The sequence below is a fragment of the Pseudomonas sp. PH1b genome (assembly GCF_000633395.1).
Lineage (GTDB): Bacteria > Pseudomonadota > Gammaproteobacteria > Pseudomonadales > Pseudomonadaceae > Aquipseudomonas.
Genome location: NZ_AYMU01000007.1, coordinates 226,885 through 250,473, shown reverse-complemented (window position 1 = coordinate 250,473; position 23,589 = coordinate 226,885). Strand labels below are relative to the sequence as shown.

Annotated in this window: 15 protein-coding genes; 6 read left to right on the top strand and 9 right to left on the bottom strand. The window is 63.1% G+C overall.

Annotated elements, in window-relative coordinates:
- Window positions 1-102: 102 nt before the first annotated feature.
- The 4 genes from ligA to U873_RS0113690 form a co-directional block, all read right to left on the bottom strand.
- A complete protein-coding gene (gene ligA / locus U873_RS0113705) occupies window positions 103-2,475 on the bottom strand; it encodes an NAD-dependent DNA ligase LigA (RefSeq protein ID WP_025128797.1) in 2,373 nt (790 codons plus the stop codon).
- A gap of 108 nt (window positions 2,476-2,583) precedes the next feature.
- Entirely contained in the window at window positions 2,584-3,438 is an 855-nt protein-coding gene (gene zipA, locus U873_RS0113700) for a cell division protein ZipA (RefSeq protein WP_025128796.1), read from the bottom strand.
- A gap of 257 nt (window positions 3,439-3,695) precedes the next feature.
- Entirely contained in the window at window positions 3,696-7,184 is a 3,489-nt protein-coding gene (gene smc / locus U873_RS0113695; RefSeq protein ID WP_025128795.1) for a chromosome segregation protein SMC, read from the bottom strand.
- A gap of 2 nt (window positions 7,185-7,186) precedes the next feature.
- On the bottom strand, window positions 7,187-7,846 hold the full coding sequence (locus U873_RS0113690) for a GntR family transcriptional regulator (protein WP_025128794.1): 660 nt from the start codon (window positions 7,844-7,846) through the stop codon (window positions 7,187-7,189).
- A 380-nt stretch (window positions 7,847-8,226) separates the two neighbouring features.
- Here U873_RS0113690 and xdhA point away from each other — a divergent pair, with 380 nt between their 5' ends.
- From xdhA to guaD, 4 genes are all read left to right on the top strand, one after another.
- Window positions 8,227-9,681 (top strand): xanthine dehydrogenase small subunit, encoded by a 1,455-nt coding sequence (gene xdhA, locus U873_RS0113685; RefSeq protein ID WP_025128793.1) that lies wholly within the window; start codon window positions 8,227-8,229, stop codon window positions 9,679-9,681.
- Window positions 9,674-12,073, top strand: a complete 2,400-nt coding sequence (gene xdhB / locus U873_RS0113680) for a xanthine dehydrogenase molybdopterin binding subunit (protein ID WP_025128792.1) — start codon at window positions 9,674-9,676, stop codon at window positions 12,071-12,073. The genes xdhA and xdhB overlap by 8 nt, the downstream gene beginning before the upstream one ends.
- Window positions 12,074-12,158: 85 nt before the next feature.
- Entirely contained in the window at window positions 12,159-13,001 is an 843-nt protein-coding gene (gene xdhC, locus U873_RS0113675; protein WP_025128791.1) for a xanthine dehydrogenase accessory protein XdhC, read from the top strand.
- 24 nt (window positions 13,002-13,025) lie between these two features.
- Window positions 13,026-14,330 carry a guanine deaminase gene (guaD, locus tag U873_RS0113670; protein ID WP_025128790.1) on the top strand — a complete coding sequence of 435 codons (1,305 nt, stop codon included), beginning with the start codon at window positions 13,026-13,028 and terminating at the stop codon, window positions 14,328-14,330.
- Between the two features lie 75 nt (window positions 14,331-14,405).
- Here the strand turns inward: guaD and U873_RS0113665 are convergent, their stop codons facing one another.
- The 3 genes from U873_RS0113665 to U873_RS0113655 form a co-directional block, all read right to left on the bottom strand.
- Entirely contained in the window at window positions 14,406-15,239 is an 834-nt protein-coding gene (locus U873_RS0113665) for a hypothetical protein (RefSeq protein WP_025128789.1), read from the bottom strand.
- Between the two features lie 148 nt (window positions 15,240-15,387).
- Window positions 15,388-16,338, bottom strand: a complete 951-nt coding sequence (locus U873_RS0113660; RefSeq protein ID WP_025128788.1) for a LysR family transcriptional regulator — start codon at window positions 16,336-16,338, stop codon at window positions 15,388-15,390.
- Between the two features lie 216 nt (window positions 16,339-16,554).
- Window positions 16,555-17,319, bottom strand: coding sequence for a GntR family transcriptional regulator (locus U873_RS0113655; protein WP_025128787.1), 765 nt, complete (start codon window positions 17,317-17,319; stop codon window positions 16,555-16,557).
- Window positions 17,320-17,638: 319 nt separating this feature from the next.
- Here U873_RS0113655 and U873_RS0113650 point away from each other — a divergent pair, with 319 nt between their 5' ends.
- The gene (locus U873_RS0113650; protein WP_025128786.1) at window positions 17,639-18,829 is read left to right on the top strand and encodes a benzoate/H(+) symporter BenE family transporter; all 1,191 of its coding nucleotides are present in this window, start codon (window positions 17,639-17,641) and stop codon (window positions 18,827-18,829) included.
- Between the two features lie 183 nt (window positions 18,830-19,012).
- Here the strand turns inward: U873_RS0113650 and U873_RS0113645 are convergent, their stop codons facing one another.
- A complete protein-coding gene (locus U873_RS0113645; RefSeq protein WP_025128785.1) occupies window positions 19,013-19,357 on the bottom strand; it encodes a YggL family protein in 345 nt (114 codons plus the stop codon).
- A 234-nt stretch (window positions 19,358-19,591) separates the two neighbouring features.
- Here U873_RS0113645 and dacB point away from each other — a divergent pair, with 234 nt between their 5' ends.
- Window positions 19,592-21,052 (top strand): D-alanyl-D-alanine carboxypeptidase/D-alanyl-D-alanine-endopeptidase, encoded by a 1,461-nt coding sequence (gene dacB, locus U873_RS0113640; protein ID WP_025128784.1) that lies wholly within the window; start codon window positions 19,592-19,594, stop codon window positions 21,050-21,052.
- Window positions 21,053-21,100: 48 nt separating this feature from the next.
- Here the strand turns inward: dacB and U873_RS0113635 are convergent, their stop codons facing one another.
- Window positions 21,101-23,500, bottom strand: a complete 2,400-nt coding sequence (locus U873_RS0113635) for a diguanylate cyclase (RefSeq protein ID WP_025128783.1) — start codon at window positions 23,498-23,500, stop codon at window positions 21,101-21,103.
- Between the last annotated feature and the right edge of the window lie 89 nt (window positions 23,501-23,589).

Below are 23,589 nucleotides of genomic sequence, written 5' to 3'. Positions count from 1 at the left end.
TGAAGCTTGCCAAGACTAGATCATCCTGGCCGCTCCAGCGTTCCCCAGACCTTGCCGAAACTCGCTTGCCGGTAGATGAACCGGCAAGCGCGTCCCTGCGGATCAGCCGGAAATGGAAACACCGTGCTTGTCGAGAAAGGCGACGAATGCCTCTTCGTCCAGCACCTTCAGGCCCAGCTCACTGGCCTTGGCCAGCTTGGAGCCCGCACCGGGGCCGGCTACAACGCAATGGGTCTTGGCCGAGACGGAACCAGCCACCTTGGCTCCCAGGCTTTCCAGTTTCTCCTTGGCCACATCGCGACTCATCAGTTCCAGGGAGCCGGTGAGCACCCAGGTCTGGCCCGCCAATGGCAAGCCCTCGACCACTTTCTTCGCGCTGTGCCAGTGCATGCCGAAGTCCAGCAACTGTTGCTCGATCGCCTGAGCCAACTGGGCATTGGCCGGATTGTCGAAGAACTCGCGCACCGCCTTTGCCTGTTTCTCCGGCAAGGCCTGGCGCATGTCCAGCCAGTCGGCAGCAATCACACCCTGCAGGGAGCCAAACTTGTCCGCCAGCTTCTGCGCTGCACCGGGCCCTACGGAAGGAATGCCAAGCTTGTCGAGCATGCCGCCCAGGGTCGTGCTGGCGGAGAACTCCGCCCCCAGTTCGCCCTGGTCCTGCAACACCAGGCCGCATTGATCCTCGGCCAGCAAGGCGCCGATCACTTCCTGGTTATGGCCGTCTTCGAAAAAGCTGTGGATCTCGTGGGCCACTTCAAGGCCCACGTCCGGCAGATAGGTCAGCACCTGGGGCAGTGCCTGCTGAACCCGCGCCAGTGTTCCCAGGGAGCGCGCCAGAACCTTGGCAGTCTCTTCGCCGACATCGGGAATGCCCAGGGCATAGATGAACCGCGCCAGGGCCGGACGCTTGCTGTCCTCGATGGCCTTGAGCAGCTTGTTGCTGGAAACCTCGGCAAACCCCTCCAGATCGATGATCTGCTCGTACTTGAGCCGATAGAGATCCGCCGGGGAGGCGATGAGCTTTTCGTCCACCAGTTGTTCGATGGTCTTGTCTCCCAGGCCTTCAATGTCCATGGCGCGCCGGGAAACGAAGTGGATGATCGCCTGCTTGAGCTGGGCCCCACAGGCCAGGCGGCCCACACAGCGATACACCGCGCCTTCACTGAGGGTTTCGCGGCCCTTGCTGCGCTTGACCAACTGAGTACGCTCGACGTGAGAACCACAAACCGGACAGTTTTCGGGAATCTGCACCGCGCGGGCATTCTCCGGGCGGCGCTCGGCAACCACCTGCACCACTTGCGGAATCACATCCCCGGCACGCCGGATGATCACCGTGTCACCGATCATCAGCCCCAGGCGCGCCACTTCATCCATGTTGTGCAAGGTGGCGTTGGACACCGTCACCCCGGCCACCTTGACCGGCTTCAGACGCGCCACGGGGGTCACGGCCCCCGTGCGGCCCACCTGGAACTCCACGTCCAGCAGCTCGGTGAGCTCTTCCATGGCCGGGAACTTGTGGGCAATCGCCCAGCGCGGCTCCCGGGCCCGAAAGCCCAGCTCCCGCTGGGAGGCGATGCTGTTGACCTTGAACACCACCCCGTCGATTTCATACGGCAGTGCATTGCGGCGTTCGCCGATCTCACGGTAGTAGTCCAGGCATTCATCGATACCCCTGGCCAACCGCAACTCGCGACTGATGGGCATGCCCCACTGCTTCAACTGCTCGAGATTGCCGACATGGGTGTCGGCAATCTCTGCGCTGACCTGGCCCAGCCCGTAGCAACAGAACTCCAGCGGCCGGCTGGCGGTGATCTTCGAATCCAGCTGGCGCAGGCTGCCTGCCGCAGCGTTGCGCGGGTTGGCGAAGGTCTTGCCACCCGACTCCAGCTGCGCGGCGTTCAAGCGCTCGAAACCGGCCTTGGACATGAACACTTCGCCGCGCACTTCCAGGGTCGCCGGCCAGCCATTGCCTTGCAGCTTGAGGGGAATGTTGCGCACGGTGCGCACGTTGACGCTGATGTCTTCACCGGTGGTGCCGTCCCCACGGGTGGCGCCGCGCACCAGCACGCCATCCTGATACAGCAGGCTGACCGCCAGGCCATCGAGCTTGGGTTCGCAGCTGTACTCCACCGCCGCGCCACCACCGAACAGGTCGCCGGCCGGCAGGTCCAGGCCTTCGCTGACCCGGCGATCGAACTCGCGCATGTCGACTTCTTCAAAGGCGTTGCCCAGGCTGAGCATGGGGATCTCATGCCGAACCTGGGTGAAGGCCGAGAGCGCCGCACTGCCAACCCGCTGGGTCGGCGAATCGCTGGTCACCAGTTCTGGATGCTCGGCTTCCAGAGCTTTGAGCTCGTGGTACAAGCGGTCGTACTCCACGTCAGGAATGCTCGGCTCATCGAGTACGTGGTAGCGGTAGTTGTGCTGGTCCAGCTCGGCGCGCAGCTCAAGAATGCGGGTTTCGGCGGCGGTCATGGGGTTCTCTCATAAAGCAAAAGAGCAGCCTAGGCTGCTCGATCTGAAGATGGGGGCAAAGACTTCGCTAATGAACCGGCCCCTACTGGAGGGGCCGGCTGTTGAAGCTTAGCGCTTCTGGGTCAGGGCGCGGCGCTCGAATTCGACAATGCGCTGGCGGTAATGCTCGATGGTCTGGGCGGTCAGCACGCTGCGCTGGTCGTCCTTGAGTTCACCATTGAGCTCCTGGGACAGCTTGCGCGCCGCGGCCACCATCACGTCGAAGGCCTGCTTGGGATGACGCGGGCCCGGCAGGCCGAGGAAGAAGCTCACGGCCGGCGTGCTGAAATGGTCGATGTCATCCAGATCGAACACCCCAGGCTTGACCGCGTTGGCCATGGAGAACAGCACTTCGCCGTTGCCGGCCATGCTTTCGTGGCGGTGGAAAATATCCATCTCGCCAAAACGCAGGCCGCTTTCAAGAATGTTCTGCAACAGCGCCGGGCCCTTGAAGCCCGCAGCGTCGCGGCAGATCACACTGATCACCAGCACTTCTTCGGCTTGCGGTTGTTCCTTGTCGCTATGGGCTGCGGACTTGCCTTCGTCAGCCGGGAAGTCATCGTCACGGCTGCTGAAGCTCGGGCCGCTGTCCAGATCCAGGTCCAGGTTGAGGTCGCCTTGGTGCGGTTCGCCACCACGCTTGCCGCGCTTGGAAGAGCCTTCTCGTGGCTCACGCGCGGGCATGCTCACCGACGGCAGGTCATGCTCGTCCAGTTGCGGCTCTTTATGGGTATCCAGCACTCGTGGCGGACCCAGCAATTCGGCACCGCCGTTTTCATCGTCAGGCAGATTGGAAAGACTTCGATCAAGACGGAATTTCAACTTCCCCTTGCCGCCGCGCATACGCCGCCAGCCATCAAAAAGAATACCGGCGATAACAATGATGCCGATGACGATCAGCCACTCGCGCAGACCGATTTCCATGTAATCCCGTGCCTCTATAAAAAATGCTGAAAAATAAGGGGTTTACAATCTGCAAACCGCTTTAAAACGTGGCGCCAACTCTATGTTCTGAATGGCGTTTTGCCCACGCATAGGAAAAATTGACATTAAACTAGCACGACCAAAGGCAACTTTACACCGTCTGTCGCAATGCCTAGGGCCAATATATCGATTGGCCCACCTGACAATGGGGAAAATCCCCCGACTTGCCCCCAACAGTCGCCTCAGTCGCCCTGGACTCAGGCGTCCACCATCGCCATCGCCTCCTCGACATCCACTGCCACCAGGCGCGAACAACCGGGCTCATGCATCGTCACGCCCATCAACTGATCAGCCATTTCCATGGCGATCTTGTTGTGGGTGATATAGATGAACTGCACCGTCTGCGACATCTCTTTAACCAACCGGGCATAGCGTCCAACGTTAGCGTCATCCAGCGGTGCGTCAACTTCGTCAAGCATGCAGAACGGCGCCGGATTCAATTTGAAGATGGCAAACACCAAGGCCAGTGCGGTCAATGCTTTCTCACCACCGGAGAGCAAATGAATGGTGCTGTTCTTCTTCCCCGGAGGACGCGCCATGATCGTCACCCCTGTATCGAGTAAATCTTCGCCCGTCAGTTCCAAATAAGCGCTGCCACCACCGAAAACTTTTGGAAAGAGTGCCTGCAAACCGCCGTTAATCTGATCAAAGGTATCCTTGAATCGATTACGGGTTTCCTTGTCGATCTTGCGAATCACGTTTTCCAGGGTTTCCAGGGCCTCCACCAGATCCGCGTCCTGGGCATCCAGATAACGCTTGCGCTCGGACTGCTGCTGGTACTCGTCGATGGCCGCCAGGTTGATCGCACCCAAGCGCTGGATCCGCGCGGCAATACGCTCCAGCTCCTCTTCGGCGGCCTGCTCGCTGGCCTCCCCGGTCAGCGTTGCCAGCACTCCGTCGAGATCGTAACCATCGGCCAGCAACTGCTCCTGCAGAGTCTTGCGGCGCACGCTCAGGGCCTGCCACTCCATGCGCTGCTGCTCGAGCTGACCGCGGATCAACTGCGACTGCTGTTCGGCCTGGCTACGGCGCTTCTCGGCATCACGCAGCTCCCGGTCGGCATCCTCCATGGCGATTTGCGCGGTCTTGAGCTCGACGTCCACGGTCATGCGTTTTTCCAGCAGCTCTTCAAGCTTGAGACGCAACTCCTCCAGCGGCGCCTCGCCCTCCTCCAGGTTGAGGTTGAGCTGTTCGCGCTTCTCGGTCAGGCGCTCGGACTGCTGTTCCAGGCGCTCCAGGGCCTGCCGGGTGGAGTCATGCTGGGCCTTGAGCGAGCCCATGCGCACTGCCAACTGATGTGCATGGTCCTTGTGCTGGCGCGCCTCCTGGCGCACCCGATCCAGGCGCTCGCGCAGGCTGTCACGCTGGGCCAGCAGCAGCTCACGCTGCTCGGTATCCAGCGCCATGCTGTCGAGGGCGTCCTGCAACTGCAGGCGCGCCTCGCCAATCTGTTCGTGTTCCAGCTCACGCTGCTCGCCAAGCTCCACCAGCTCTTCATCGAGACGGGTGCGCCGCAGGCTCAACTGTTCGGCCTTGGCCTTGCCGGCAGACAGCCGGGCTTTCAACTCACCCTGCTGGCGAGCCTCGTCCTGCAGCAGACGGCGCAGATGTTCGCGACCGTTCTCCTGCTGGCGCTGCTGGGCCCGCAGGTTGAGCAATTGGCTTTCCAGGGCCTCGACACGGGCTTCGAGCTCATCGCGCTCCAGGGTCAATTGCTGGATTTCCTGCCCCCGCGCCAACACGCCACTTTCCGCTTCACTGGCGCGGCGCACCCGCAGAAAATGCCGGCCCACCCAGTACCCATCGCGGCTGATCAGGCTCTGTCCAGATGCCAGTTGCCCACGCAGGGCCAGGGCCTGCTCGAGGTTTTCCACCGGTTTGACCTGCCCCAGCCAGGGCGACAGATCCACTGCGGATTGCACCTTGTCCAACAAGCTCCCGGGCATGCGCGACGCATCCCCCTGCAGGCTCAGCAAGCGCAGGTCACCCTGCTGGAAGCCCGCCAGGTCGATGCCGGCAAAATCATCCACCAGCACCGCCTGCAGATCGGCGCCGAGCACGGTTTCCACCGCCAACTCCCACCCCGCTTCCACGTGCATGCCATCGGCCAGACGCGGACGCTCGGCCAACTGCTGATCACGCAACCATTCGGCGGTGCCGGTGCCAGGATCCAGCGCGGCCTGCTGCAAGGCTTCCAGGGAGGCCAGCCGGCCGTTGAGCCGCTGCAATTCACCCTGGGCCTGCTGCTGCGCCTGGGTCGCCTGCTGCAATTGCTGGCGCAGTTGCTCCAGGCGCTCGACCTGGGACTCCTCACTGGCCTGCAGGTCTTCCAGGGTCGCCTCGCTGGCGGACAGTTGTTCATTGAGTTCGAGAATCGCCGCATCTTCCGGATCGGCCGAGAGCAGCTCGCGCTCCTCCCCCAGACGCCGCTGGCGCTCGGAGAGCCGCTCCATGCTGCCTTCGAGTTGCTGGATCCGCGACTGCTGCACTTCCGCCTGGCGCCGCGGTTCGGCGGAACTCAGGTTGAAGGCGTCCCACTGCTCTTGCCAGCCGTGCATGGTGGTTTCAGCGTCTTCCAGGGTCGCGGCGGCTTCCTCGGCAGCGGCGGCGGTGACTTCCTGCTCGGGTTCGAGCATCGCCAGCTCTTCCCCCAGGGTCGCCAACAAGGTGCGGTCGTGGCCCAGGTGCGATTCGGTTTCCAGGCGCGCGCGCTCGGCTTCCTTGAGGTCATCCTGCAACTGGCGCAAGCGCTGCTGGCCGTGCTGAATGCTCTGCTCGACCCGGGCGATATCGCCGCCCACCGAGTAGAAGCGCCCCTGCACCAGATTGAAGCGCTCGGACAATTCGTGGTGGCCGTCGCGAAAGCGCTCGATGGCCGCGTCGGCATTGCGCTGCTCGGCCACCAGGGCCTCGAAGCTGACTTCCTGGCTGCCGATCACCGACTCGCGCTGGCCGACCTGTTCATTCAATGCCTGCCAACGCAGGGCCGACAGTTGCGCCTTGAGCTGACGCTCCTCGGCCTTGTATTCCTGATACTTCTCGGCGGCCTGGGCCTGGCGGTGCAGGCGTTCGAGCTGGCGCTCCAGTTCTTCGCGCAGGTCGGTCAGGCGCGCCAGGTTTTCGTGGGTGCGGCGGATGCGGTTTTCCGTCTCGCGCCGGCGCTCCTTGTACTTGGAGATGCCTGCCGCTTCCTCGATGAAGTTGCGCAAATCCTCGGGCTTGGCCTCGATCAGCTTGGAGATCATGCCCTGCTCGATGATCGAGTAGCTGCGCGGCCCCAGGCCGGTACCCAGGAAGATATCGGTGATATCCCGCCGGCGGCACTTGGCGCCGTTGAGGAAATAGCTGTTCTGGCTGTCGCGGGTCACCTTGCGGCGGATGGAGATTTCCGCATAGGCGGCGTACTCGCCCACCAGGGTGCCGTTGGAGTTGTCGAACACCAGTTCGATGCTGGCCTGGCTCACGGGCTTGCGGCTGGTGGAGCCATTGAAGATGACGTCGGTCATCGACTCGCCGCGCAGGTTTTTCGCCGAGCTTTCGCCCATCACCCAGCGCACGGCGTCGATGATGTTCGACTTGCCGCAGCCATTGGGCCCGACCACCGCCGCCATGTTACTGGGGAAGTTCACCGTGGTCGGATCGACGAAGGACTTGAACCCCGCCAGCTTGATGCACTTGAGTCGCACGTTTACGCATCCGCCAACGCAGATACCACCAGTTCGCTGCTGCGCTGGGCGTAGGCCGTCAGCACCTGGCGAATCTGCGGCAGGTCACGGGCCAGGACAGCGGCCAGCAACTGCTCGAACAGCTCCAGGTATTCGCTCATCGACGCCTTGCGCTGATCCAGCGCCAAGTAATAGGCGCGGCTCATGGCCGGCTGCAGGTTCTCGACGGTTTCCTGCAGGTAAGGGTTGTTGGCGAAGGGATAGGCCGCGCGCATCACACTGAAGCTGTCTTCGACGAAGGCCCGGATATCCTGGCGTGCGTAGGCCCCTTCCAGGCGCTGCTGGATCTGCAGGAATGGCGCCATGTCGCTTTGCAGCGCCCAGCCGCTGGCGACTGAGTTGCCCAGCAGAATGTACAATTCGCTCATCAGGGTACAGAGGCTGCGGACCTTGTGCTCGGTGAGCTCGGTCACGTGGGCGCCACGGCGCGGCAGGATGGCGATCAGATGGCGACGCTCGAGAATCAGCAAGGCCTCGCGAACCGAACCACGGCTGACATTGAGGGCCAAGGTGACCTTCTGTTCCTGAATGCGCTCCCCAGGCTTGAGATCCCCGCGAATGATACGTTCGGCGAGGTGGTGAGCAATCTGCTCGGCGAGGCTGTCCGGCGCCTTGAACGTCATGGTTTTCCTTCAAAATCTTTAATCGGCACAAGCCGCGCAGTGTAGCGCAATTGCTAGGTCATGGCGGAGTGCCCCAAGGGCGGTTTTTGCCATGAAACACGCAAATAACTGGCCGCCGGGCCGCCGTTCCCGGGTTAATCGAGCGGCAGCGGGCAAGCGCGTGATCACAACCGAAGGCTGGGACAAACCAGCGACCGCCAACGACCCTGCGTCGCTTCTGGGCGCCTTCGGCAGCGGTTGCGAGGATCTTGGTCATACTTGAATTGTTGGGCGATGAATTTTCCTGACCTTAAAGTCAGAAAATCATTGACCGAAAAGTCAGACATGACTAAATTCGGCTCACGTCGCTTAACAACAATAATGAGTTTGCGAGGCCTTCCGTGATCCAGTTTTTACTCAACCAGGAACTCCGCAGCGAGCACGCCCTGGACCCGAACCTGACCGTGCTCAACTACCTGCGCGAGCACCTGGGCAAATCCGGTACCAAAGAAGGCTGTGCCAGCGGTGACTGTGGCGCCTGCACCGTGGTGGTCGGCGAGTTGCAGGTGGACGCGCACGGCGTCGAAACCATGCGCTATCGCAGCCTCAACTCGTGCCTGACCTTCGTCTCGTCCCTGCACGGCAAGCAATTGATCAGCGTTGAAGGCCTCAAGCACCAGGGGCAATTGCACAGCGTGCAACAGGCCATGGTCGATTGCCACGGCTCGCAATGCGGCTTCTGCACCCCGGGCTTCGTCATGTCGCTGTTCGCCCTGCAGAAGAACAGCACCGAACCCGACAGCCACAAGGCCCATGAAGCCCTGGCCGGCAACCTGTGTCGCTGCACCGGCTACCGGCCGATCCTGGCCGCCGCCGAGCAGTCCTGCTGCGGCCAGCAGGCCGATCAGTTCGACAGTCGTCAGGCCGAGACCATCAGCCGCCTCAAGGCCATCGCCCCCAAGGACACTGGCGAGCTCAACAGCGGCGACAAGCGCTGCCTGGTGCCGCTGACCGTGGCCGACCTGGCCGACCTCTACGACGCCTACCCGCAGGCCCGCCTGCTGGCCGGCGGCACCGACCTGGCGCTGGAGGTGACCCAGTTCCACCGCACCCTGCCGGTGATGATCTACGTCGGCAACATTGCCGAAATGAAACGCATCGAACACTTCGACGATCGCCTGGAAATCGGCGCGGCCACCCCCCTCACCGATTGCTATGACGCGCTGCGCGCCGAGTACCCGGACTTCGGCGAACTGCTGCAGCGCTTCGCTTCGCTGCAGATCCGCAATCAGGGCACCCTGGGGGGCAACATCGGCAACGCTTCGCCCATCGGCGACTCGCCACCGCTGCTGATCGCCCTCGGCGCGCAGATCGTCCTGCGCAAGGGCGAGGTGCGGCGCACCCTGGCCCTGGAAGACTATTTCATCGACTACCGGGTCACCGCCCGCCAGGACAGCGAGTTCATCGAAAAGATCATCGTGCCGCGGGCCCGCGCCGAACGGCTGTTTCGCGCCTACAAGGTGTCCAAGCGCCTGGATGACGATATCTCTGCGGTCTGTGCAGCCTTCAACCTGCGCATTGAAAACGGCATGGTCAGCGACGCCTGCATCGCCTTTGGCGGCATGGCGGCGATCCCGAAACGGGCCAAGAGCTGTGAGGCCGCGCTGCTCGGGGCGCCCTGGAACCAGGCCACCGTCGAACGCGCCTGCGCCGCCCTGGCGCAAGATTTCACCCCGCTCTCGGACTTTCGCGCGAGCAAGGAATACCGCCTGCTGAGCGCGCAGAACCTGCTGCGCAAATACTTCATCGAACTGCATGCACCGCACATCGAGACCCGGGTGACCGCTTATGTCTAATCATCACAAAGTCGAGAAGACCCAAGCCGAACTGACGGCCCTGTTTCATCAGGAGCTGACCACCGGCGTCGGCCGCAGCGTCAAGCACGACAGCGCCGACAAACACGTGTCCGGTGAAGCGCTGTACATCGACGACCGCCTGGAATTCCCCAACCAACTGCACGTCTATGCACGGATGTCGGATCGCGCCCACGCCCGGATCATCAGCATCGACACCGCGCCCTGCTACGCCTTCGAAGGGGTGCGCATCGCCATTACCCACGAAGACATTCCCGGCCTCAAGGACATCGGCCCGCTGCTGCCCGGCGATCCGTTGCTGGCCATCGATACCGTGCAGTTCGTCGGCCAGCCGGTCATGGCGGTCGCGGCCAGGGACCTGGAAACCGCGCGCAAGGCGGCCATGGCCGCGGTCATCGAGTACGAAGACCTGGAGCCAGTACTGGATGTGGTCGAGGCCCTGCGCAAGCGCCACTTCGTGCTCGACAGCCACACCCACCAGCGCGGCGACTCGGCCAGCGCCCTGGCCAGTGCCGAGCATCGGATCCAGGGCACCCTGCACATCGGCGGCCAGGAACACTTCTACCTGGAAACCCAGATTTCCTCGGTGATGCCCACCGAGGACGGCGGCATGATCGTCTACTGCTCGACCCAGAACCCCACCGAAGTGCAGAAGCTGGTGGCGGAAGTGCTGGACGTGTCGATGAACAAGGTCGTGGTCGACATGCGCCGCATGGGGGGCGGCTTCGGTGGCAAGGAAACCCAGGCCGCCAGCCCTGCCTGCCTGTGCGCGGTAGTGGCACGCCTGACTGGCCAGCCCACCAAGATGCGCCTGCCACGGGTCGAGGACATGCTGATGACCGGCAAGCGTCACCCCTTCTATGTCGAGTACGACGTGGGCTTCGACGGCAGCGGCCGCCTGCACGGCATCCAACTGGAACTGGCGGGCAACTGCGGCTGCTCGCCGGACCTCTCGGCGTCCATCGTCGACCGGGCGATGTTCCACGCTGACAACTCCTACTACCTGGGCGACGCCACCATCAACGGCCATCGCTGCAAGACCAACACCGCCTCGAACACTGCCTACCGTGGCTTCGGCGGCCCCCAGGGCATGGTTGCCATCGAGGAAGTGATGGACGCCATCGCCCGGCACCTGGCCCTGGACCCGCTGGCCGTGCGCAAGGCCAACTACTACGGCAAGACCGAGCGCAACGTCACCCACTACTACCAGACCGTCGAGCACAACATGCTCGAGGAAATGACCGCCGAGCTGGAAGCCAGCAGCCAGTACGCCGAGCGCCGCGAAGCCATCCGCCGGTACAACGCCAACAGCCCGATCCTCAAGAAAGGCCTGGCGCTGACCCCGGTGAAGTTCGGCATTTCCTTCACCGCCAGCTTCCTCAACCAGGCCGGCGCGCTGATCCACGTCTACACCGACGGCAGCATCCACCTGAACCATGGCGGCACCGAGATGGGCCAGGGCCTGAACATCAAGGTGGCGCAAGTGGTGGCCGAAGTGTTCCAGGTCGATATCGACCGGGTGCAGATCACCGCCACCAACACCGACAAGGTGCCCAACACCTCGCCCACCGCCGCATCCAGCGGTGCCGACCTGAACGGCAAGGCCGCGCAGAATGCCGCGCAGACCATCAAGACCCGCCTGGTGGAGTTCGCCGCGCGCAAGTACCAGGTCAGCGAGGAAGATGTGGAGTTCCACAACGGTCATGTGCGCGTGCGCGACCATATCCTGACCTTCGAGGAACTGATCCAGCAGGCGTATTTCGCCCAGGTGTCGCTGTCCAGCACCGGTTTCTACAAGACCCCGAAAATCTACTATGACCGCGCCCAGGCCCGGGGCCGGCCGTTCTACTACTTCGCCTTTGGTGCGGCCTGCGCCGAGGTGATAGTCGACACCCTGACCGGCGAGTACAAGATGCTGCGCACCGACATCCTGCATGACGTCGGCGCCTCGCTGAACCCGGCCATCGACATCGGCCAGGTCGAGGGCGGCTACATCCAGGGCATGGGCTGGCTGACCACCGAGGAGCTGGTGTGGAATGCCAAGGGCAAGCTGATGACCAATGGTCCGGCCAGCTACAAGATCCCGGCGGTGGCGGACATGCCCCCGGATTTGCGGGTCAAGCTGGTGGAGAACCGCAAGAACCCCGAGGACACGGTGTTCCATTCCAAGGCCGTGGGCGAGCCGCCGTTCATGCTCGGCATCGCCGCCTGGTGTGCGATCAAGGACGCGGTGGCCAGCCTCGGCGACTACCGGCATCAGCCGCAGATCGATGCGCCGGCCACTCCGGAACGGGTGTTGTGGGGCTGCGAACAGATGCGCCGCTTGCAGGTGACCAGAACCACGGACCCGCAAGCCGAGCTGGCGCCGCTGTAACGGTCCGCGCCGGCAAGCCCGCTCCTGTAGGAGCCGGCTCGCCGGCGAAGAGGCCCACACAGACAACCAAGATGTCGAGGTGAACATGTACAACTGGATCAGCGCCCTCGCCGACCTGCAGACCCAGGGTGAACCCTGCGTGCTGGTGACCATCATCGAGGAGCTCGGCTCGACGCCGCGCAATGCCGGCTCGAAAATGGTGGTCAGCGCCAGCCAGGCCTTCGACACCATTGGTGGCGGCCACCTGGAATACAAGGCCATGCAGATCGCCCGGGACATGCTCGCCGCCGGCAAGCAGGCCACTCACCTGGAGCGCTTCAGCCTCGGCGCCAGCCTCGGCCAGTGCTGCGGCGGGGCCACGGTGCTGCTGTTCGAACCCATGGGCCAGGTGCAGGCGCAGATTGCCGTGTTCGGTGCCGGCCACGTCGGCCGGGCCCTGGTCCCGCTGCTGGCCAGCCTGCCCTGCCGGGTACGCTGGATCGACTCCCGGGAGCAGGAATTTCCCGAGCAGATCCCCCAGGGCGTGCGCAAGATCGTCAGCGAAGAACCGGTGGACGAAATCGACCACCTGCCCCCTGGCAGCTACTGCATCGTCATGACCCATAATCACCAACTGGACCTGGAGTTGACTGCGGCCCTGCTCAAGCGCAACGATTTCGCCTATTTCGGCCTGATCGGCTCGAAGACCAAGCGGGTCAAGTTCGAGCACCGCCTGCGCGACCGCGGCTTCGATGCCGGCACCTTGCAGCGCATGCGTTGCCCGATGGGGCTTGGCGAAGTCAAAGGCAAGTTGCCGGTGGAAATCGCCATCTCCATTGCCGGCGAGATCATCGCCACCTATAACGCCCATTTCGGCCAGCCCAGCGTCGGCGCCGAACCCATTGCCAAACTGCTGCCGGCCTCGCGCCGCAGCCAGGTTGCGAACTAATACGCCACACACTGAGATACCTTCATGCCCCAGACTCGCAACGCCTACCGTGCCGCCATCCTGCATAGCATCGCCGACCCCGCCGAAGTCGGGATCGAAGCCTCCTATGAGTATTTCGAGGACGGCCTGCTGGTGGTCGAGAACGGCCGGATCAGCGCGCTCGGCCACGCCAGCGAGCTGCTCGCCAGCCTGCCCGCCGATGTGCAGATCCACCACTACCCGGATGCCCTGATCACCCCGGGCTTCATCGACACCCACATCCACCTGCCCCAGACCGGCATGGTCGGCGCCTATGGCGAGCAGTTGCTGGACTGGCTGAACACCTACACCTTCCCCTGCGAAAGCCAGTTCGCCGACCGGGCCCACGCCACCGAAGTGGCCGATATCTTCATCAAGGAACTGCTGCGCAACGGCACCACCACCGCCCTGGTGTTCGGCAGCGTGCACCCGCAGTCGGTCGAGGCCTTCTTCGAAGCCGCCGAGAAACTCGACCTGCGGATGATCGCCGGCAAGGTGATGATGGACCGCAACGCTCCGGACTACCTGACCGATACCGCCGAATCCGGCTACCAGCAAAGCAAGGCGCTGATCGAGCGCTGGCACGGCAAGGGCCGCCTGCACTACGCCGTGACCCCGCGCTTCGCGCCCACCAGCACCCCCGAGCAACTGACCCTGGCCGGCAAACTGCTGACCGAGTACCCCGACCTCTACATGCAGACTCACATCAGCGAGAACCTGCAGGAGATCGAGTGGGTCAAGGAGCTGTTCCCGGAGCGCAAGGGCTACCTGGACGTCTACGATCATTACCAATTGCTCGGTGAGCGCTCGGTGTTCGCCCACGGCGTGCACCTGTGCGACGACGAATGCGCACGACTGGCAGAAACCGGTTCCGCCGTGGCCTTCTGCCCAACCTCGAACCTGTTCCTCGGCAGTGGCCTGTTCAACCTGCCGATGGCGGAAAAACACCAGCTCAATGTCGGCCTGGGCACCGACGTCGGCGGCGGTACCAGCTTCTCGCTGCTGCAAACCCTGAATGAGGCCTACAAGGTCATGCAACTGCAGGGCGCGCGCCTGAGCCCGTTCAAGTCGCTGTACCTGGCAACCCTCGGTGGCGCCCGGGCCCTGCGCCTGGAAGAGCGGATCGGCACCTTGCACCCCGGTACCGATGCCGACTTCCTGATCCTCGACTACAACGCCACACCGCTGCTCAGCTACCGCCTGAAGCAGGCCAACAGCATCGCCGAAACCCTGTTCGTGCTGATGACCCTGGGCGATGACCGCACCGTGCTGCAGACCTTTGCCGCCGGCCAGTCAGTGCACCAGCGCTAACCGCCGAAAATGAAGAATCCCCCGCTCGGTTGGCCGTGCGGGGGATTTTTTATGCCTGCGCCAGGAGAGCGGAACCTAGAAGGTCACTTCCATGTTCAGGGTTGGCGTCGAGGTACGTGTACCCCGCCCACCATCCACCCCGAACTTGTTGTGCCAGTACTCGTAGCCGACCCCAAGGTAGAGGTTGGGCTTGATGTTCTTGCCCGGCATCACCGCAACCATCAACGAAGTGCGCATCAGGGTTTCCGGAGCGGTGTCACGGTAGTTGTAGTCGTGGCCCTTTTCCCCGGTGTAGTTGACGAACCCCTGGAACTTGGCAGCGTGGCTGCCGACCTCGAACGGCCGCATCCAGGCCAGGTTGAGCAGGTAAGTGTCGTCGAAGGTGTGATCCGGGTCTTTCGCCCCGGGTATTCCGGAATGGTTGTTTTCCTTGTAGTACAACAGGCTCAGGTCGAGCACGCCGACGGTGTTGAACTTCAGGGTCGGGCCGAAGACCAGGGCGCGCTTCTTGGCCGAACCCAGGTTGTTGTTGCGGCTGGCATCAAAGCCGAGGGTCAGGGCATAGTCCTTGACCAGGCCGGTGCCCAGGGGCGTATCCAGTACCCGAGAAGCGAAGAGTTGGTGACGGTAGACACCGTAGACTTCGCTGCTGCCCTTGTTGGTGCCCTTGCGCGGGTCGTCGTTGTCGGAGAGCAGCACGTCCAGATGCAGATAGTTGCTGCCGTACTGGTACCCACTGGCGTGGGTGAAGCTGTAAATGCGCTTGCTGATGTAGTGCGGGTTGTTCGGGTTGGTGAACTCCTTGCCGTACCGAAAGCCGACGCTGTTGTTCATCCACTCCACGGCGGCCGCTTCCCCTGCCCCGACCAATGTCATCAGCAGCGTTGCGCCTTGTAGTGCCTTTTTCATTTTTATTATGTCCTGTGGCGGTGTGGCTTATGGCAGCTTCGCTGGCTGCCGACCGGTCGCAGTATCGGCACAAGGCCTGTGGAGCCCAAAGAACAGAATATCGACCAGTGCGCTGCCAAAATGGCAACACCGGCCAGCAACGCCCGGCTCAGAGCACCGGCTGGCCGAAGATGCGCTCGGCCCGCTCACGCAGGGCGATCTCCTCGCCGAGCAAATGCGCCAGGGCTTCGACCGCACTGGGCAGGTCACGGCCGCTGCGGGCATACAGCCCCAGGTCACTGTAGATACCGCCCTGGTCACTCAGGGGGATGTGCACCAGCTCGCCCTTGTCCAGGTCCGCCTCGACCCCGACCCGAGTCTGGAAAGCCACCCCCATGTTGTGCCGGGCCATCTGCCGCGCCAGCTCCAGGGAGTTGCTCTGCAACGCCGGTTTGTCCGGCCCCCCGAGGCGCTTGTGCAATGGCGCCAGCAGGTGGTGGATCGACAGCTCGCTTTTGGCCAGGATCAGCCCGTGTTCGGCGCAGGTGGCAAAATTGACGCTGCCCCGCTCGGCCAGGGGGTGATCGGGGCTGACCAGCGCGCCAAGGCGAAAATGCCCGACGCTCAGAGGGCGAATCTCCGGCGCCCTGGGCAGGGCAAAGGCCAGCCCGAGGTCGGCGCGGCTGTTGATCAGGGCATGGGGGATCGATTGCGAACCCTGCACCGTGACACCGATGGTCACCTGCGGGTAGTGATCACGCATGCGCTTGAGCACCGTGGGCAGCAGGTCCACCGTGGCGCCCTCGACGGTGGCGATCTCCACATGCCCGCTCTTCAAGCCCCGCAATGCATCGAACTCCAGGCGAACTCGCTCCAGGTCCTGCAACACCAGGCTGACGTGACGACTGAGAATTTCCCCGGCCATGGTCAGGCGCAGCCCACCGGGCAGGCGCTCGAACAGCGGCGCACCGATTTCGTCCTCGATCTTGAGAATCTGCCGGTTCACCGCCGAGGATGCGACATTCAAGCGCCGGGCCGCCTCACGGATCGAATGGCAACGCCGAACCATGTCGAAATAGTGAATGGCGGAGGAATGAATACGTAGCGTTCTGCCGCTCATGCCGCGGGCTCCTTTCGCAGGGCGAGAGGCGGGCCGTCGCGGGCCAAGCCCTTGCCAGACGCCTCGGAACCAGCACTGTATACAATCAATGCAAAAAATCGCAACAATCTATCGAGCAGCTACTCCGCCAAAACAACAATCCCCCACCTCGTGCAATACACGAGGTGGGGGATTGGGGAGTTTCACGCTGCAAGCTCGGCGCTTGCCACCTGCCTCTTAGAGCTTGGCGGTCGGCCGTCCCGGCTTCTTGGTCTGCAGCAGGTGCGAGAACACCGCATGCAGATCGTCCGAGGCACTTTCCTCGTCGAGGTTGAGCTTGCTGTCGATGTGATCCATGTGATGCATCATCAGGTTCACCGCGAGCTCGCCATCCCGGGCCTCAATGGCATCGATCAACTGGGTGTGCTCATCGTAGGAACAGTGGGAACGGTTGCCGCTCTCGTACTGGGCGATGATCAGCGAGGTCTGGGACACCAGGCTGCGCTGGAAGCTGATCAACGGCGCATTCTTCGCCGCCTCCGCGAGCTTCAGGTGGAACTCGCCGGACAGGCGGATGCCCGCGCCACGATCACCGCGGGAAAAGCTGTCGCGCTCTTCATTGACCATCTGCCGCAGTTCCAGCAATTGCTCGGCCGTGGCGTGCTGTACCGCCAATTCAGTGATGGCGCGCTCCACCAGGCGGCGGGCGAGAAACACTTGTCGGGCTTCCTCCACGCTCGGGCTGGCCACTACGGCACCGCGGTTGGGGCGCAACAGCACCACGCCTTCGTGGGCCAGACGTGACAGAGCGCGGCGGATGATGGTCCGGCTGACTCCGAATATTTCCCCTAGCGCCTCTTCACTCAACTTGGTGCCGGGCGCCAGGCGCTGCTCGAGGATGGCCTCGAAGATGTGCGCATAGACAATATCGTCCTGGGTTCCGCTGCGACCGGCTTTGCCTGCTCGCGGTTGTTTCTTGAGAGGTTGCAACTGTTCGTTCATGGGCACTCGGGTCGGGAGGACTGCGGCGATGTCAGCGTGACTTTAATACGCCACGGTGGGTCGCTGGCAAGTATCGCGTTAAATCAAGGGCACATTGTACACAACCCATGGGGATCATTAGTAAAAAGTGTTGCCCGTGGCATAACGCGTTCAGCGACTGTACGGCTATTTGTAGCCACGGCTGTATTGCAATGCAAAGTTACTTTTAAGTTTAGGCTTCGCCCTTGAACCCCATTGCCGGCCCATTGCTCGAGCAGCACTCGAGCGATGCGGGCTGGATGGGGTTGTTTGGGTCTTTCAAGAACAAGGAACAGCCGTAATGTCCGATGCCACTCCCGCGCAGTTACGCCCCCTGGCCGACACTTCGCCCTCAGCCATCGTGGCCGGCTTCATCGCCATGATGACCGGCTATACCAGTTCCCTGGTGCTGATGTTCCAGGCCGGACAAGCTGCCGGCCTGACCAGCGGACAGATTTCCTCGTGGATCTGGGCCATCTCCATCGGCATGGCCGTGTGCAGCATCGGCCTGTCCCTGCGTTATCGCACCCCCATCACCATCGCCTGGTCGACACCTGGCGCAGCCCTGCTGATCACCAGCCTGTCCGGCGTGACCTACGGCGAAGCCATCGGCGCCTATATCACCTGCGCCGTGCTGGTGACGATCTGCGGGCTCACCGGCAGCTTCGAACGCCTGGTGAAAAAGATCCCGGCTTCCCTGGCTGCGGCCTTGCTGGCGGGGATCCTGTTCAAGATCGGCAGTGAAATCTTCGTCGCCGCCCAACATCGCACCGGGCTGGTCCTGGGCATGTTCGTCACCTACCTGGTGGTCAAGCGCCTGTCGCCCCGCTATGCGGTCCTGGCCGCCTTGCTGATCGGCACCGCCCTTTCCGGAGTGATGGGCCTGCTGGACTTCAGCGGCTTCCACCTGGAGGTCGCGACGCCTGTCTGGACCACTCCGCACTTTTCCCTGGCAGCCACCATCAGCATCGGCATTCCGCTGTTCGTGGTGGCCATGACCTCGCAGAACATGCCCGGGATTGCAGTGCTGCGGGCCGACGGCTACAACGTCCCGGCTTCGCCATTGATCACCGCCACGGGCCTGGCCTCTCTGCTGCTGGCGCCGTTCGGCTCCCATGGCATCAACCTGGCGGCCATCAGCGCGGCAATCTGTACCGGGCCCCATGCCCATGAGGATCACGGCAAACGCTACACCGCCGCCGTGTGGTGCGGAATCTTCTACGGCATCGCCGGGGTCTTCGGTGCCACCCTGGCCGCGCTGTTCGCGGCACTGCCCAAGGAACTGGTGCTGTCCATTGCCGCTCTGGCGCTGTTCGGCTCGATCATCAATGGCCTGAGCATCGCGATGAGCGAAGTGAAGGAACGCGAGGCCGCGCTGATCACCTTCATGGTCACGGCGTCGGGGCTGACGCTGTTCTCCATCGGCTCGGCGTTCTGGGGAATCGTGGCCGGGGTGGTGACCTTGATGATTCTGAACTGGCGCAACGCCTGAAGGGCTTCACTGGCACGCCAGTGCCTAGCGCAGGGCGCGGCGTGCCGGCCTGCTCACGCCCACGGCAAAACCCGGAACAGGTCCGTGGCAGAGGCAATCAGGGGAAAGGGGAAAGGGGAAATCGACAGGTTGCCCTGGGGCAACAACGCATGAGCGGCCCGGACGGGCCGCTCATGCATGACATCACGCGACTGGGTTGATCGCGTTGTCCGGGTACCACACGTCCAGCAGCGGGCTGACTTCAACGCTGGTCAGCTCGGTGCGAGCCTTGAGCCAGGCTTCGACAGCGGCGCGCTGCTCTTCGCTCACGGAACCGCGCTTGCTCAGGCAAACCAGACCGAAGTCGTCGCCGCCTACATAGCCCAGGCCGTTGGCTTCCATCGCTTCTTTGAGGAATGCGTCGAGGAAAGCGTCAATAGCTTCTTCAGCCAGATCTTCTTTGAAATCCAGGTTCAGCTCAAAACCCAGCTCCTGAAATTCATCTACGCAGAGTTTTTTGCGCAGACGGCGGGAACGGTTAGTGGCCATGGAACAATCCTCATAAGTAATAACGGGCGGCACTTTACCAGTTTAGCCAGGCGATTGCCTGACTCTATGAGGATACGACCCTGCCATTGGTAAAAAAAATACCGCCCCGGCGGCCCGCGGTACGGCACAAGCCACTATACCTTGGGGCATAATGCCGACACTTTCATGATCACTGAGGGATTTTATCTGCACGCCCTCGCCTTTTTTCCCCTCGACTGCAGGGTTCCATTTCATATGATCAAATCGTTGCGTCCTCTTCTGCTTGCCAGTGTTTTCCTCCCCCTGGCATTCCCCGTCTCCGCGGCTCCGGTCAACACCACCCTGACCCCCAAGGTCCAGCAAGCCCTCAAAGCCAGCAAACTCCCGGACAACGCCCTGTCACTGGTGATGATTCCCCTGAATGGCCCGGGCACCCCAACCATCTTCAACGCCGACGTATCGGTCAACCCGGCCTCCACCATGAAGCTGGTGACCACCTACGCGGCCCTGGAAATGCTCGGCCCGACCCATCAGTGGAAGACCGAGTTCTACACCGACGGCACCCTCAGCGGCGGCATCCTCAACGGCAACCTGTACCTCAAGGGCGGCGGCGACCCCAAGCTGAACATGGAAAAGCTCTGGTTGCTGATGCGCGACCTGCGGGCCAACGGCGTGCAGCAGGTCACCGGCGACCTGGTGCTGGACCGCAACTTCTTCGTGCAACCGCAACTGCCGGAATTCAATGACGACGGCAACGACGAGAACAAGCCGTTCCTGGTCAAGCCCGACTCCCTGATGGTCAACCTCAAGGCCTTGCGCTTTGTCGCTCGCAACGATTCCGGCCGGGTGCTGGTGTCGGTGGAACCGCCAATCGCCAAGATCCGCATCGACAACCAGGTCAAGGCGGTCAACACCAAGCAATGCACCGGCGACGTACGCTACAACCCGGTGACCCAGGCCGACGGCAGCGTGATCGTCACCGTCGGTGGCCAGCTGGGCGACGGTTGCAGCTCCCAGACCTACCTGTCGCTGCTGGACCACGCCACCTACACCGCCGGTGCGGTGCGAGCGATCTGGAGCGAACTGGGCGGCAGCATTCAGGGCAAGGACCGCCTGGCGGTCGTGCCCAAGGACGCCAAGGTCCTGGCCCGAGCCTTCTCCCCGGACCTGGCGGAGATCATCCGCGACATCAACAAGTACAGTAACAACACCATGGCCCAGCAGTTGTTCCTGAGCCTGGGGGCCAAGTACCGCAACGAAGCCGATGGCGACGACGCCAAGGCGGCCCAGCGCGTGGTGCGCCAGTGGCTGGCGAAGAAGGGCATCACCTCGCCGCACCTGGTGATGGAGAACGGCTCCGGCCTGTCCCGTGCCGAGCGGGTCAGCGCCCGGGAGATGGCGGGCCTGCTGCAAGCCGCGTGGAAGAGCCCCTACGCCGCCGAGTTCATCAGCTCGATGCCGATTGCCGGCATGGACGGCACCATGCGCAAGCGCCTGAAGCGCACTGCCATGTCGGGTGAAGCGCACATCAAGACCGGCACTCTGAACACTGTCCGCGCCATTGCCGGCTACAGCCGCGATGACAACGGCAATACCTGGGCAGTGGTCGCGATCCTCAATGACCCACGGCCATTCGGTGCCTCATCGGTACTGGACCAGGTGCTGCTAGACCTCTATCGCCAGCCCAAGCTGGCCACCAGCGCCTCGGCGCTGTAACAACGGCTCGTGCCAAGGGCGGCGAGCAGCACGCGCCGCCCCGATTGATTACGGCAATTCGTCCTGAACCCGATCGCGCCCGGCCAGCTTGGCGGCGTAGACCCCGGAGTCGGCCCGCAGCAACAGCCCGTCCGCCCCTTCCCCTTCGCGCCAACTGGCAATGCCGAAACTGGCGGTGACGATGCCCACCGGTTCGATCGGCGAGCTGCGCAGCCCCTGCCACAGCTCCTGGGCCAGGATCAGTGCCTGCCGGCCCTGAGTGTCCGGGCACAGGATCATGAACTCCTCTCCGCCGAGGCGGCAGAACACATCGGTGCGCCTCAGGCGTCGGCCGATACGCTCGCACAAGCCCTTGAGGACCTGATCGCCGACCCCGTGCCCGTACTGGTCGTTGATCCGCTTGAAATGGTCGATGTCGAGCATGATCACCGCCATCTGGCCACCGCCACGCTCCAGGCGCTGCATCTCGCTCTGCAGGCGCTCCTGGAAGTAGCGACGATTGTGAATGCCGGTCAGGGAGTCGGTGATCGACAACGCTCGCAGTTCCTCCTCCACTCGCTTGAGGTCGGAGATGTCCGAGATATAGCCGTGCCATAGCACCCCGCCACCTGGCAGCCTTTCCGGAGTCGCCGCGCCACGCATCCAGCGCAGCCCGCGCTGTGGCAGGCAGACCCGGTATTCTTCGCACCAGGGACTGAGCTGCTGCGCCGACACTTCGATCGAATCCCTGACCCGCCCCACGTCCTCGGGATGAATGCGCTCGAACGCCGGAGCCGCATCCTCCTGCAGCTGTAGCGGATCGATCTCGTAGATTTCGCGAATGCCATCGCTGGCGTAGGTAAAACAGGCATGACCGTCAGGCGCCAGCTTGAACTGGTAGATCCCACCCGGGACATGGGCGCTGAGCCGCTTCAACAACCGGTCGCGAGCCGCCAGGGCCTCGTGCACTCGCTTGCGCTCGGTGATATCGATGCAAATCGCCAGATGGCCGATCCACAATCCCTGGTCGTCGAGCACCGGAGTCGCCAGCATGTTCACCGGCAGGTGGCTGCCGTCGCGGCGCACCAGTGTCCACTCCCGCGCCTCATGACCGGCGCTCATGCCCTCTTCCACCAGCATCGCCTGGGACACCGGAATGGCTTTGCCATAGCGCTGGCTGAGGCTATGGGCCCAACTTTCCAGCTCCTGAGGCAGGTGCAGGCTTTCCAGGGTCAGGTGGCCGACTGCGTCAGCGCTGCTGTAGCCGAGCATCTGCTCGGCCCCGGCATTGAAGGTGCTGATGACGCCACGCAGGTCGGTGGCGATGATCGCCACTTGGGTCGCGGCATTGAGCACACTGCGCAGTTGGCTGTGAGTGCCCCGCAGTTCCTGCTCGCGACTGCGCAACTCCTCGGTACGCTGCTCCACCAGGGCCAGGGCCCGCTGGCGCTGGCTGACCAGTACGTAGAGCAAGGCGCTGAGCAGCACACTGAGCAATGCCCCCAGGGTCACCAGGCTCGCCAGGGAAGAATGATTGGCATGCAGGAACGCCGCGCTGGGACGAAAATCCACCTGATAGTCCCGGTCCGCCAGACGCAGCAAGCGGCTGGCGGTCAGCTGACTGTTGGTAGGCGGGTTGTTCGACTCATAGAGCACCTCATGCAGGCCCTCGGTGGACAGATCGAGAATCCGCACCGACAGGTTGTCACTGGCCGTGACCGGCAAGCCATCCGCCACCAGCTGCCGCAGGCTGATCACCGCCAGCACATAACCATAGGGCCGGGACTGCGCGGCAGGGCCGTCCTGGGGTCGCCTGACCGGAGCGGCCAACAGCACTCCCCGGGCATAGGCCGGGTCGACCGCGACCAGGTGCACCGGCGGCGAAACCGCCAGGCCATTGAGCTCCCGGGCACGCTCCAGCGTGGCACGGCGCACAGGTTGGGCCAGCAAGTCGTACCCCAGGGGCGAGCCCAGCGGGCTTTGCGTCTGGCTGTACAACACCGGCGCATAGTCGTCGTGCTCACCGGCCGCCTCCATCTGGCCTTCGCCGTTCAACTGCAAGATGGAAAACCCCGGCAGCCCCTGCGCCCGCACCGACTGCTCGAACGCAGGGCGCTGGGCACGACTGATCAAAGGCGCCCAGGCATAGGCCTGGGTGCGCCGCAAAAGGGGTTTGGCGTAACCATCGAAGTCCTGGCGAGTCACCAGGTCGGAATTGACAAAGAAACGCCGCAAACCGTCCAGGCGTTGCTCCTGGTCTTGAAAGCGCTCTTCGATACGGCTGTAGCGTTCGCTGGCCAACAGCTGGAAACGCTGGCGCAACTGCTGCTTGTTCAGGCTGTAGGTGGACCAGGCCAGGAGCCCGGTCAGAATGCTACCGGCGAGCAACACCAACAAGGCCACGAGCCAGGCGGACACCTCTTCACTTATGAAACCCAGGATCTTCGGGCGTACCACGTGCAACGGCATAAGCAGAACTCATCACGCCAGCGAGTTTGGGTGTCATCCGGACCAAGTGTGTTTTATAGCCATTAGCCACTAATTTGACCAGCGCTAAA